General features: G+C 70.6%; 10 protein-coding genes and 1 pseudogene. 3 read left to right on the top strand and 8 right to left on the bottom strand.

Annotation, left to right across the window (positions count from 1 at the left end):
* Positions 1 to 600: pseudogene (locus VET29_RS20775) on the top strand (hypothetical protein); the annotation flags it as partial.
* Positions 601 to 857: 257 nt separating this feature from the next.
* On the opposite strand, the gene VET29_RS20780 reads toward VET29_RS20775, so the two are convergent.
* Complete coding sequence (locus VET29_RS20780) at positions 858 to 1,217, bottom strand: YybH family protein (protein WP_324922964.1); 360 nt, start codon at positions 1,215 to 1,217, stop codon at positions 858 to 860.
* A 149-nt stretch (positions 1,218 to 1,366) separates the two neighbouring features.
* On the opposite strand from VET29_RS20780, the gene VET29_RS20785 reads away from it, so the two are divergent.
* Complete coding sequence (locus tag VET29_RS20785) at positions 1,367 to 2,269, top strand: GNAT family N-acetyltransferase (protein WP_324922966.1); 903 nt, start codon at positions 1,367 to 1,369, stop codon at positions 2,267 to 2,269.
* 159 nt (positions 2,270 to 2,428) lie between these two features.
* Here the strand turns inward: VET29_RS20785 and VET29_RS20790 are convergent, their stop codons facing one another.
* The 4 genes from VET29_RS20790 to boxC are packed head-to-tail and all read right to left on the bottom strand — an operon-like array spanning position 2,429 to position 7,904.
* The gene (locus tag VET29_RS20790) at positions 2,429 to 3,286 is read right to left on the bottom strand and encodes an amidohydrolase family protein (protein WP_324922968.1); all 858 of its coding nucleotides are present in this window, start codon (positions 3,284 to 3,286) and stop codon (positions 2,429 to 2,431) included.
* Positions 3,286 to 4,863, bottom strand: a complete 1,578-nt coding sequence (locus tag VET29_RS20795) for a benzoate-CoA ligase family protein (protein WP_324922971.1) — start codon at positions 4,861 to 4,863, stop codon at positions 3,286 to 3,288. Before VET29_RS20795 ends, VET29_RS20790 begins: the two co-directional genes overlap by 1 nt.
* A gap of 21 nt (positions 4,864 to 4,884) precedes the next feature.
* Positions 4,885 to 6,306: a benzoyl-CoA 2,3-epoxidase subunit BoxB gene (boxB, locus tag VET29_RS20800; RefSeq protein ID WP_324922975.1), complete on the bottom strand. Its 1,422-nt coding sequence runs from the start codon at positions 6,304 to 6,306 to the stop codon at positions 4,885 to 4,887.
* 8 nt (positions 6,307 to 6,314) lie between these two features.
* On the bottom strand, positions 6,315 to 7,904 hold the full coding sequence (boxC, locus tag VET29_RS20805; protein WP_324922977.1) for a 2,3-epoxybenzoyl-CoA dihydrolase: 1,590 nt from the start codon (positions 7,902 to 7,904) through the stop codon (positions 6,315 to 6,317).
* 129 nt (positions 7,905 to 8,033) lie between these two features.
* Between boxC and VET29_RS20810 the strand changes: the two genes are divergently transcribed.
* A complete protein-coding gene (locus tag VET29_RS20810; protein ID WP_324922979.1) occupies positions 8,034 to 8,477 on the top strand; it encodes an FxsA family protein in 444 nt (147 codons plus the stop codon).
* Positions 8,478 to 8,651: 174 nt separating this feature from the next.
* Here VET29_RS20810 and VET29_RS20815 read toward each other — a convergent pair whose 3' ends face one another.
* From VET29_RS20815 to VET29_RS20825, 3 genes are all read right to left on the bottom strand, one after another.
* Positions 8,652 to 10,040, bottom strand: coding sequence for a M28 family metallopeptidase (locus tag VET29_RS20815; RefSeq protein WP_324922981.1), 1,389 nt, complete (start codon positions 10,038 to 10,040; stop codon positions 8,652 to 8,654).
* A 32-nt stretch (positions 10,041 to 10,072) separates the two neighbouring features.
* Positions 10,073 to 10,930 (bottom strand): sugar phosphate isomerase/epimerase, encoded by an 858-nt coding sequence (locus VET29_RS20820; RefSeq protein ID WP_324922983.1) that lies wholly within the window; start codon positions 10,928 to 10,930, stop codon positions 10,073 to 10,075.
* 133 nt (positions 10,931 to 11,063) lie between these two features.
* Complete coding sequence (locus tag VET29_RS20825) at positions 11,064 to 12,179, bottom strand: Re/Si-specific NAD(P)(+) transhydrogenase subunit alpha (RefSeq protein ID WP_324922985.1); 1,116 nt, start codon at positions 12,177 to 12,179, stop codon at positions 11,064 to 11,066.
* Positions 12,180 to 12,282: the final 103 nt, after the last annotated feature.

Consider the following 12,282-nt stretch of genomic DNA (forward strand, 5'->3'; position numbering starts at 1 on the left):
GGGCCACCATGCGCACGATCCGGCCGAATCACCAAGCGCACGATCCGGCCGGCGACCAACGCGGACACCGATCCGCCACCGGCGCCAGGAGATGCGCTGACACGCCGCGGCGGCCGGCCGCCCAACGCGCCCGCTCCCTACCCGGCCAATGGTCCGGCGTCGCTGGGCGCGATCTCCGAGTCCCTGGCCTACCTGACCGAGGTGGTCAAGAAGCAGCGTGCCGAGCCGGGCGACGGCCTGCTCGGCATGATCATCAAGGACCACGGCGACCAGGTGAGCGACCAGGAACTGGCCGGCCTGGCCGACGGCATCCTGACCGGCGGCTTCGAGACGACGGCGAGCATGCTGGCCCTGGGCGCGCTTGTGCTGCTGCAGGACAGGGACACGTTCGAGCTGGTCCACGACGACGACGCGGCGATCCACGGTTTCGTGGAGGAGGTCCTCCGGTACCTGACGGCGCCCGCGGCCCGATTCGCTCATGGCTCGCGGCAGGCCAAACCGCAGAGGTCACCAACGGCCCTGCCCACCGAAGCCACCTGCGGCTCAGGCCTGCGGAGGTCATCGCCGGCGAGCGCACGATCCTGCCGGCACTGCGGCTAGGCGACTTCGGGTTCCGTGCCCTGCGCAGGCGGTACTGAGTTTTCAGGTTCCTCAGTCAACTCCTCTTCTGTCCGGGTCGTCGCGTTCTCCCTCGCCGCCGCCAGGTGGGCCATTTTCGCCGCGTGGCGGGCTTGTAGGCCGTGCATGCGGCGTGCCTCGAAGGCGGCTCGGTCGGCCGCGCGGGCCTGTCTGCGTGCCCGCAGCTCATCCACCCGGCGGGCCGCGGCGCTCATGACACCCGCCGCCGGGCCGCACGGTCACAGCAGGGCGGGTTGGTCCACGGCCCATAACCAGAAGCCGTCCGGCTGGCGGTGGGCGATCTCCACCGTCACCGCCCCGCTGTCCAGCTCGGTCGACGTCAACGCCAGTGCCCCGCTCACCAGCGGCGGGCGTTGGCGGCCAGGCGTCAGCACCGGGCCGTCGGCCAGGAACTCCTCGTACACCTGCCGGATCTCGGCATGGCCCGTCACCACGTCCCCCGTCGGGAACGCCAGTACCGCGCCTGGCTCGTACAGGGCGACCAGGCCCTCCACGTCGCCCGCGTTGGCGCGCTCGACGAAGAACCTGGCCAGGTCGTTGGGGTCGGCGGCCGGCTGCCGCCGCGTCGGTGTGGTCATGGTGGGCACCCTGCCACGGAGCACCGACAAAACCGGTTGACCTGCGTGTTTGGCTGGAGACCGACGCGAAAGGAGGTGAGCGCGATGTTCCCCGAAACGGCCACGTGCTCCGCACCTGTTGGGAGCACGTCACTCCCCTGAGGACTGACATGCTTGAACTGCGCCCGCTCACCGCGGGTGAGGAAGACCTGTTCCTGTCCCTGCACGAGCCCGCGCTCGTCGGCGTCCAGAGCGTCGGACGCGACTACCGCGAGCTCGCCTCCCTCGGCCAGTACCGTCCCGAGTGGACCTGGATCGCCTTGCGCGGCAACAAGGTCGTGGCCCGGGCCGCGTGGTGGGCCGGGCCGGACGACGACCGGCCGATCGCGCTCGACTGGCTCGACTTCGTCCCGGGTGAGGCCGACGCCGCCGTACGGCTCCTGCGCGAGGCCGGGTTCGACGCCGAGTACTGCCTGCTGCTGCCGCCCGGTTGGCGGGACGAGCCGGCCGTTCGCGTCGCCGGCGAGGCCAGGCTCGAAGTCGCCGAGAAGGCTGGTATGAAGCCGTTCGTCGAGCGGTTGCGGTACCGGTGGACACCGCGGGACGGGCTCCCCGCACGGCCCGAACGGCTGGTCTTCCGGGAAGAGCCCGACGATGACGCCGTCCTGGACGCCCTGCGTCGCATCGTGCACGGGTCACTCGACGCACACGAGAGACAGACACGGGAGAAGGACGGCGTCGACGCGGCCGCACTCGAAGAGTTGACGTTCCTCCGGTGGATGCCGTCACCGCGTAACTGGTGGCGGCTGGCGTTCACTCACGACGGTGAACTCGTCGGCCTGACGGTGCCCGGCCGCAACTACGCCACGCCCGTGATCGGGATAGTCGGGGTCGTGCCGGAACAGCGCGGGCACGGGTACGCCTACGACCTGCTCGTCGAGGCCACCCACCTCCTCGTGGCCGAGGGCGTCGAGGAGATCACCGCCGAGACCGACACCACGAACACCCCCATGGCCGCTACCTTCGCCCGCGCCGGCTACCCGGTCACCCAGGAAAGGATCTACCTCAAGTAGGCGGACCCCCACCATCCGCGAGTCTCGCGTTCACCCATACCGAGTTGCGGTTTCGTGCACATCCCGACTGCACGAAACCGCAGTTCGAGGTGTTTGAACGCGGGACTCGGTGTGTTTGAACGCGGGACTCGGTGTGTTTGAACGCGGGACTCGCGGGGGTTAGATGGCTAGGCCTGGGAAGAGTTTGGCGGCGTTGCCGGCCAGTACGTCGTGGAGGACCTCGGGCGGCCAGTCCAGGGTGGTCAGTGCGCGGGCGTTGGCGGCCACGCCGGGGACGCCCGGCCAGTCCGTGCCGAAGATCATCTTCGTGGCGAGCCTGGTGAGGTCGAAGCGTTCGTAGTAGCTCGGGAGGTTCTTCGGCGGCAGGCCGGCGATGTCCAGCCACACGTTGGGCTTCTGCAGCGCCAGGAACGCCGCCGTGTCGTACCACCAGCCGCGGCCGCCGTGCGCGAGGACGAAGTTCACGCCAGGGAAGTCCTCCACCGGGTCCAGCATCAGCGCCGGGTCGCCGCAGCGGGCGCGGGAGCCGGGAAAGGTGGACGTTCCCGTGTGCACGATGACGGGCACACCGCGGTCGGCACACACTCCGTACGCCGCGTACATCTCCTTGTCGCCCGGGTCGAACGCGCCGTGCACGGGATGGACCTTCAGCGCCACCGCACCCAGGTCGAGCTGACGCTCCACCTCGGACGCCAACGGGTGGTGCAGGTGCGGGTTCACGTTGGCCACCAACCGGAACCGCACGGGATTGTGCTCGACGATCGGTAGGTTGTCCTCGATCGGCTGGATGCCGGTGGACCTCGGGCTGTACTCGCAGAACAGCAGCGCCCGGTCGACACCCTGCGCCTCCAGCAGCGCGTCCAACAGCGCCGGCACGGGGTCGCCCACGTCGTCGTACACCGCGCGCCAGTCGTGGCCGGACGCGAAGTTCGCCGCCCAGTCGTGCCACGCGGGCTTCAGGGTGGACAGCCGCGCCGCGTGCACGTGCGCGTCGACCAACGGCATCCCGTCCAGCATCAGGTCAGCACCGTCTCCTCCGGGACCACCGGGCGCACCACCAGCTCGTCCGCGACCAGCTCGCGCAGGACGTTCCTGCGGATCTTGCCCGTCGCCGTCTTCGGCAGCTCCGCCATGCCCACCACCGCTCTCGGCCGCTTGTACGCCGCCAGGCCCTCGCGGCACCACCGCACCAGCGCGGCCGCGTCGACCGTGCGGCCCGGCGCCGGGACCACGCACGCGACCGGCTTGTCCAGCCCCTCCGCGTCGCGGCCGGCGACCACCGCCGCCTCCGCCACGTCCGGGTGCTGCAGCAGCCGCTCCTCCACCTCCGCCGGCGACACCCAGATGCCGCCCGCCTTCAGCATGTCGTTCGACCGGCCGAGGCACGTGTACGTGCCGTCCTCGTTGCGCATGTACGTGTCGCCGGTACGCAGCCACTCACCCTGGAACACCGCGCGCGTGGTCTCCGTGCGGCACCAGTAACCCGTGGCCACCGACGGGCCGGACAGGTACAGGTCGCCGGGCTCCCCGGCCGCCGTGATCGGGGTTCCCTCGTCGTCACGCAGCTCCACGCGGTAGCCGTCGACCGGGATGCCGGACGAGCCAGGACGGGCCGTGCCGGGCCGGTTGGACAGGAAGATGTGCAGGGCCTCGGTCGAGCCGAGGCCGTCCAGGATCTCGACGCCGAACCGTTCGCGGAACCGGGAGAACAGCACCGGCGGCAGCGGCTCGCCGGCCGAGACGCCTTGGCGCACCGAGGAGAACGTGTCGTCGGGGATGTCGGAGCCGAGCAGTGCGGAGTAGAACGTCGGCACGCCGAAGAAAAGCGTCGGCCGGGTGGCCCGCACGCGGTCGGCGACCGTCGCCGGGGTCGGCCGGGCGCGCTCCAGGATCGTCGTCGCGCCGGCGGACAGCGGGAAGAAGCCCGAGTTTCCCAGGCCGTAGGCGAAGAACAGCTTCGCGACGGACAGCGTGCGGTCGTCCGGTGCCACGCCGAGCACGCCGCGGCCGTACAGCTCGGCGACGTCGCGGACGCTGCCGTGGCGGTGCATCGCGCCCTTCGGCTTGCCGGTCGTGCCCGAGGTGTACAGCCAGAACGCCGGCGACTCCGGCCAGGTCGTGTACGGCTCGGTGAGCCCGTCCTGGGAGCGCAGCTCCGACCAGGACGTGCCGGGCAGGTCGCTCTCCCCGTCGACCAGCACGTGCGTGACCTCGGGGGCGGAGGCGAGCGCGATGGCCACCGCGGGGGCGAACTCGGCGGAGACACACAGAACGCGGGCGCGGGAGTCGGCGAGCACGGCCGCCAGCTCGGCGCCGGTGACCATTGTGGACACCGGCACGGGGACGGCACCCAGGTACATGGCGCCGAGGATGCCGGTCAGCAGCTCGACACCGTCGGCCATGCACAGCATGACCCGCTCCTCCGGGCGGACCCCGATGGCACGGAACCCGGCGGCCACGCGCCCGGTCTCGTCGGCGAGCTCCCGGTAGGTCAGGGAGACCCCGGCGCAGAGGACGGCGGTGCGGTCGCCGAAGCCGTCCCGCACGTGCCGGTTGAGTAAGTAGTCGGCCGCGTTGAACGTGGTGGGAGTCATCCTTGACCGCCTTTTCGGGGTTCAGGCGAGGTAGACGTACTCGTAGTCGAAGGGCTTGCCGTTGATGCCGTTGCGTGGCGGCGCGACCCAGCTGGCTATCTTGCCGCGCTCGTACACCGGCTGCATCAGTGACCGCACGAAGGCGAGATCCTCGCCGGTCGGCAGCCACCTGTGACTGGCGGCCCGCCAGGTCCGCTCGTCGACGATCGTGCCGTCCGGGGTCACGTGGACGTCCGCGCTGACCCCGACCGACCGGTTGAACCCCGGATGCGGCAACGCGAAACGGTAGTCGATCTCGGCCGACTCGAGGATCCGGTTCCAGCGCTTGACACCGGTCTCGCAGTCGGCCACGTACTCCCCGCGCAGGTCCAGGTTCAGCGCGAGCAGTGCGGGCAGTTCCTCCTTCTCCCACGTTCCCTGCGATGTCGGGCGCTCCAGGAAGACGCCGTCCTCGGTCAGTTTATGGTCATCCCGGCGGCGTGTCTCCTGCCATCGCCCCTTGAGCCCGGCGGTGAAGTAGTTGGCGGCGTTCGTGGACGTCTCGCTGCCGAACAGGTCGAGCGACACGGTGAAGTGGAAGTTGATGTACTTCTGGATGATGTCGAGCGGGATGCCGCCGCGGGGGCCGATGTCGGTGGTGTCGTGCTCGCGGATCAGCCCGGCGCTGCGCTCCACCACGCGGTCGACGCCCGTGGTGCCGACGAACATGTGGTGCGCCTCCTCCTTGAGCATGAACTCGCAGGTGCGCGACAGCGGGTCGAACGCGGACTCCTTGAGGGTGCCGAGCTGGTACTTGCCGTCCCGGTCGGTGAAGTAGGTGAACATGAAGAACGCCAGCCAGTCGGCGGTCTCCTCGTTGAACGCGCCGAGGATGCGTGGCGAGTCGGGGCTGCCGGAGTTGCGCAGCAGCAGTCCCTCCGCCTCCTCGCGGCCCTCCTTGCCGAAGTAGGCGTGCAGGAGGTAGACCATCGCCCACAGGTGACGGCCCTCCTCCACGTTGACCTGGAACAGGTTGCGCAGGTCGTACAGCGACGGCGCGGTGAGGCCCAGCAGCTTCTGCTGCTCGACGGAGGCCGGCTCGGTGTCGCCCTGGATGACGATCAGGCGTTGCAGGTCGGCGCGGTACTCGCCGGGCACCTGTTGCCAGGCGGGTTCGCCCTGGTGCTCGCCGAACGCGATGCGGCGGTCGAGGTCGCGCTCGGCGAGGAAGATGCCCCAGCGGTAGTCCGGCACGCGCACGTGGTCGAAGTGCGCCCAGCCCTCCCGGCCGACGGCGACCGCGGTGCGCAGGTAGACGCCGTGCGTCTCCAGCGTGGGGCCCATCTCGGCCCACCAGTTCATGAACTTCGGCTGCCAGCCCTCCAACGCGCGCTGGAGCCGCCGGTCCGACGACAGGTCGACGTTGTTGGGGATCTTGTCCTCGTAGTTGATGGAGGTGCTCACAGCCGTCCCTACACTCGTTTCCTGTCGAAGACCGCCTTCTGGCCGGTGCCGTACCGGCGCAGCGCGCCTTCCTCGCCCGACGCGTTCGGGCGGACGAACACCCAGTTCTGCCAGGCGGACAGCCGGCCGAAGATCTTCGTCTCGATGGTCTCCGGGCCGACGAACCGGTGGTTGGCCTCCATTCCGGTGCAGGCGTCCGGGGACAGCGCGGTGCGGCCCTCGGTGAAGATCCTGATCTCGTCCGCCCAGTCGATGTCGTCGAGCACGTCGGTGACCAGGCCGAGCGTGGTGACCTCCGCCGGCGCGAGCCGGTTGCCGAGCTCCTTGCGCAGCGTCTGGACGTGGGCAGGATCGCCCCAGAAGCGTGACTCCAGGCGGGACAGGCCGTTGCCCATCGGGTAGCGGCCGAAGTTGGCCTCGGTCAGCACGATCGTGCCCGCGGTGCCGTTCTCCTGGTCGTCGAGGAGGTACTGGCGGTCGCAGGCGAAGGCGAGCTCGGCGAGCGGGCCCGCGAAGCACGAGCCGGGTTCGATGAGCGCGATGAGGCTCCGGCTGGTCACGTCGAGGCGTTTCAGGGTGCGCTTGTAGTAGTGGGTGATCTCGTTGGCCAGCCAGTTGTCCTCGGCGAGGATCCGCTCGTGGGCGAGCACCACGTCCGGGTCGCCCGCGGTCCTGACCAGCCACGTCCCCAGCTCGGGCTCGTTGGCTCGGAGGTTGAGGATGAGGTCGTCGAGCTCACGGGTCATGGCCAGCGGCCAGAACTCCGCGCCCTGGTCGAGGGCGCCCACCGTGTCCGGCGCGTGGACCGTGATGGCGACCGTGCCCGCGCTCCGGTCCAGGACCGACGTGACGTAGCGGTCGCGGCGGAGCGGAGTCAGTTCGACGCCCTGGGTGTCCGGTCGGTCCGAGCGCCGTGCCAGCTCCTTCGCGCGTTCGACGACGGTCTCCTCGAACCTGCGTGGCGGTGCCAGCTCGTCGACCAGCTTCCAGTCGACGGCGGTACGGCCCTTGACCCCGTCCGCACGGGTCGCGAAGACGTCGGCGAGGTCCTTGCGGGTGCCGCGCTTGTCGACGACGCGGGTGAGGCCGCCGGTGCCGGGGAGCACGCCGAGCAGCGGGACCTCGGGCAGCGCGACGGTCGAGGAGTTGTCGTCGACCAGGATGATGTGGTCGCAGGCCAGCGCCAGCTCGTAGCCCCCACCCGCGCACGAGCCGTTGACCGCCGCGAGGTAGGTCTGGCCGGAGTGCGCGGTGGCGTCCTCCATGCCGTTGCGGGTCTCGTTGGTGAACTTGCAGAAGTTGACCTTCCACTGGTGGCTCGCGGCGGCCAGCATGCGGATGTTCGCGCCCGCGCAGAAGACCTTGTCCTTGCCGCTGGTCAGGATCACCGTGCGGACGGCCGGGTGCTCGAAGCGGAGGCGCTGGGTGGCGTCGTAGAGCTCGATGTCGACGCCGAGGTCGTAGGAGTTGAGCTTGAGGTCGTAGCCGGGGGTGAGGCCGCCCTGCTCGTCGACGTCGAGGATGAGCCAGGCGAGGTCGCCGTCGACTCGCAACCGCCAGTGCCGGTACCTGTCGGGGTGTGTCTCGAACGACACCATGAGGTCCATTCTCGACACAGATGTCAGCGGCCGTCAAGGTTGTGTAGACGTTTGGCACACCATTCGGGGGGTGTCACGTCGTGGTGTAGCCGATTGGCACCATTCGGGGGTGTCGCACGTTGGACCGGTATGCCTGTTCTCGCGCTGCTGCTCATCGCCGTGGTCGCCGAGCTCGCCGTGATCATCGCGGTGGGCCAGGCGGTCGGCGTTCTCGCGACGATCCTGCTGCTGGTCGCCGTGTCGATGCTGGGGGTGACGCTGCTGCGCCGGCAGGGCCTGCGCACCCTCATGGCCCTGTCCGACGCGGCCCGCAACCGCCGCGACGCGAGCCCCGAGGTCACGGACGGGGTACTGCTCGCGGTCGCCGCGGGCCTGGTGGTCTTCCCGGGGTTCCTGAGCGACGTCGCCGCGTTGTTCCTCCTGTTCCCGCCGACACGCGGGATCGTGCGCCGCCGGTTGCTGCGGCGGTCCGCGGCAAGACGCCAGACGAACCCGGTCGTCGACGGCGAGGTGGTCGACGGCGAGGTAGTGAACCCGAACGTCATCGTCATCGACTCCCACCGCGAGGACTGACCCTCCCGCACCACCCAACCCCCCGCGAGTCCCGCGTTCAAACAGCGCGAGTCCCGCGTTCAGACATGCCGAGTTGCGGTTTCGTGCATACCGCCCGGGCCTGGACCTGCACGAAACCGCAACTCGGTGTGCGCCAACGCGGGACTCGCTAGGTTTCAACGCGGGACTCGCGGGTTAGGTTTGGGGGGTTGGGAAGGCTACGGGGCTGCGGTGGCCTGTGGTGTCTACTGCGCGGACGCCGAAGAAGACGTTGTCCTTGGACAGGTCGATGGTTGTGGTGGTCACGTTGCCGAGGCGGCGTGCGGTGGTCCATTCCGGGGCGGTGGTCTCGCGCCAGACGACCTCGTAGCCGGCCAGGTCCGGTTCCGGGCCGCGTTGCCACACCAGTTCGGTGTCGTTGGTGAGGTTCGACGTCACGACGCGCACGTTCTTGGGGGTGCCGGGGGCGGTCGCGAGCGTCCACAGGGCGGCCGCGTTCACCCTCGCGACGCGGGCGATGTAGGCGAAGTCGCAGAACTCCGGGAGGTCGCCGAACTGCTGGCCGTTCTCCATCCGGACGTCCTGGTGCTGGTGGGCGAAGTTCTCGTTCGGCTCGGTGAACCGGGCCGCCGGGTAGCCCTGCTCCAGGAAGCCGATGTGGTCCCCGCCGCGCAGGTACCGGTCGCGGCGGTAGATCACCCGCACGTTCATGTCCGTGTCGTGGTTGACCGCCACCTCGCGGACGAACCGGCCCAGCTGGCGCGGCGGCGAGTCGTTCTCGCCGCCGACCGATCGCCGGATCGCCGCCTCCGCGGGGGTTTCCGCCGTCGGGACGCCCTCGGCGAACAGGCGGACCGTGTGGGCGTCACGCGTGCCGTCGTCGGCGCGGCTGCTGCCCACGATGTCGTTGGTGAACATGGCCTGCACGTCGGTGCCCGCCGCCCTGAACTGCGCCGCCATGTGCCGGGAGCCGTACAGGCCCTGCTCCTCGCCGGCCACCGCGGCGAAGACGATCGTGGCCTTCGGCGCGCGGGTGGCCATGACGCGGGCCAGCTCCATCGACACCGCGACGCCGGACGCGTCGTCGTCGGCGCCCGGCGCGTCGGCGGTCGCGTTCATGACGTCGGTGACACGCGAGTCGTAGTGGCCCGACACGACGTAGACCCGTTCCGGCGTCACGGATCCACGCAGTGTCGCGACGATGTTCGTGATCCTGGTCGGCACCGGGATGCGGTCGGCGGGCGGCTGGATGTACGACTGCAGCTCGACGGTCATCCGGCCGCCGGAGGCCGCCGCGTACCTGCCCAGCTCCGCGTGGATCCAGTCCCGGGCCGCGCCGATGCCCCGGTTCGGATCGTCCTGTGTGGACAGTGTGTGGCGCGTGCCGAAGGAGACCAGCTTGCGCACGATCGCCTCGACGCGTCCGGGGTCGACCTCGCGGAGGATCGCCCGCAACTCCCTGTCCGGCTGTCGCGACAGCGGTGGCCGGCCCGAGTCCGCCGCGGCCACCGGCACCCCCGTGAGTGCCACGCCGCCGGCCGCGACGGTCGCGGTGAGAAACGATCGACGAGAGTTCTCAGTCATCCCCCCTGCCTACACCGCGGGCAGGTTGATCGCTAGAACCTAAGGGAGGCAAGGTAGTCGTAACTGTTGCGGGACGTGTCCAGCGGCGCGGGCTGGTCGTCGCGCTCCACCAGCCAGTACCGGACGCCGGCGCGGCCGGACTTCTCGAAGATGCGGGCCCAGTCGACCACACCGCTCCCCACGTCGGTCCAGTTGCCCCGGCCGTCGTGGTCCTTGACGTGCAGCACCGGGAACCGCCCCGGGTTGTCGACGAACAGCCGCCGCCCGTCCATGCCGGCGCGCGTCGCCCAGCCGAGGTCCAGCTCGAAGTCGACGAGCCGGGGGTCGGTCTCGCCGAACAGGATGTCCGAGAGGCGGATGCCGTCGACGACGCCGAACTCGCTGTCGTGGTTGTGGTGCAGCATGCCCATGCCCAGCTCGCGGGCCGCCGCGCCGGCCTCGTTGAGCTGCCGCGCGCCGAGCCGGATGCCCTCGACGGTGTACATGTCGCTGGGGAACGACGACAGCACGACCCACCGGACGCCGATCGTCCTGGCGTCGGCCAGTTTCGCGGCCCAGTCGCCGGTGATGTCGCCGTGCCCGACGTGCAGGATGACCGGGTCGAGGCGGGTCTGCCGGCACAGGTCCCGGATCTCGGCGGCCGGGCGGTTGAACGAGCTGACGCCGACGCACCGGTAGCCGAGCCCGGCGAGCGCGGTCAGGGTGCCGAGCGGGTCCGCGTTGAGGATGTCGCGGACGGTGTAGAGGTGCATGCCGATGCCGCCGCGGGGGATCCGGTGGCAGTGGCGGGCGGTTCCGGTGTCGGCGCGGGCGACGCCGGCCATGCCGGCGGTGGCGGCGCCTGCGCCCAGCAGGGCGAGGACTCCTCGCCTGGTGACTCCGTTGTCCATACGGCCGAAAGTACCTGAGAAAGCGCTTTCCCACCAGAAGCAGCCGACCCCGGACTTCGATCGGGACCTGAACCAAGTGCCGGCTTACCGGGCCACCGGACCGTCCACTGTGGTCACCGGGCCGACACCGAGGTCATGCCATCAGCTCGCGCGTCGGGGCGTGGTGGACCAGGCCGTCGTGGGTCACACAGCTGCCGGAGACGATGTCGTCGTCGAGGTCCGGGACGACCTTGCCGTCGGATGCCATGTGCAGCAACAGGTTCACCACGTTCGACGCGTACAGCTGACTCGCCTGCGCCGGCATCTGGCTCGGCACGTTCCGGCCACCCCACACCCGCACGCCGCCGACCGCGATCTCCTCGCCCGCCACCGAACCCGCCACGTTGCCGCCCTGTTCGGCGGCCAGGTCGACCACCACCGAGCCGGGACGCATCGCCGCCACCATCTCGCCGGTCACGAGCAGCGGGGCCTGCCGGCCGGGGACCGACGCCGTGGTGATCAGGGCGTCCGCCTCGGCCACGTGCGGCGCCAGCAGCGCCAGCTGCCGCGCCGCGCGGTCCTCGGTCATCTCGCGGGCGTAGCCGCCGGAGCCCTCCAGGGGCGGCAGCCCGAGGTCGACGAACTCGGCACCCACGCTGCGGACCTCCTCGGCCGCGGCCGAGCGCACGTCGTACGCCCGCACCACCGCGCCGAGCCGCCGGGCGGTCGCGATCGCCTGCAGGCCCGCGACTCCCGCGCCAAGGACCAGCACCTTCGCCGGGGCGACCGTGCCGGCGGCGGTCATCAGCAACGGAAAGAACCTCGGCAGCCGCTCGGCAGCGACCAGCGCGCAGCGGTAGCCGGCGACCAGTGCCTGCGAGGACAGGGCGTCCATGGACTGGGCGCGCGACGTCCTCGGCACCAGTTCCATCGAGAACGCCGACACGTTCGCGTCCCGCAGGTGGGCGACGAGGTCCAGCTCCTGTGCGGGCGCCAGGAAGGTGATCACGACCGCGTTCTCGGCGAGCGCGTCGACCTGGGCCTCGGTCGGGGGTTGGACGCCGAGCAACGCGGCGGCGTCCCTGACCGCGTCCGGGGTCACGTCCGCCCCCGCCGCGCGGTAGTCGTCATCGGAGTGATGGGCTGCGGCGCCGGCGCCCGGCTCGACCGCGACCTCGAAGCCGGCGCCGGTCAGGCGCGACACGAGTCCCGGTACCAGTGCCACCCGCCGCTCACCGGATCTCGTCTCAGCAGCTATGGCGATCCTCACACGGCGGACCTTACCCGGGCCACGCCCGGCCGGACCGCGGTACGACGACCTGACGCATGCCTCGCGCCGCTCGCCGGCCGGAGGGCCGAGAGGGTGACCGCGG

The organism is Actinophytocola sp. (genome assembly GCF_035634895.1).
Lineage (GTDB): Bacteria > Actinomycetota > Actinomycetes > Mycobacteriales > Pseudonocardiaceae > Actinophytocola.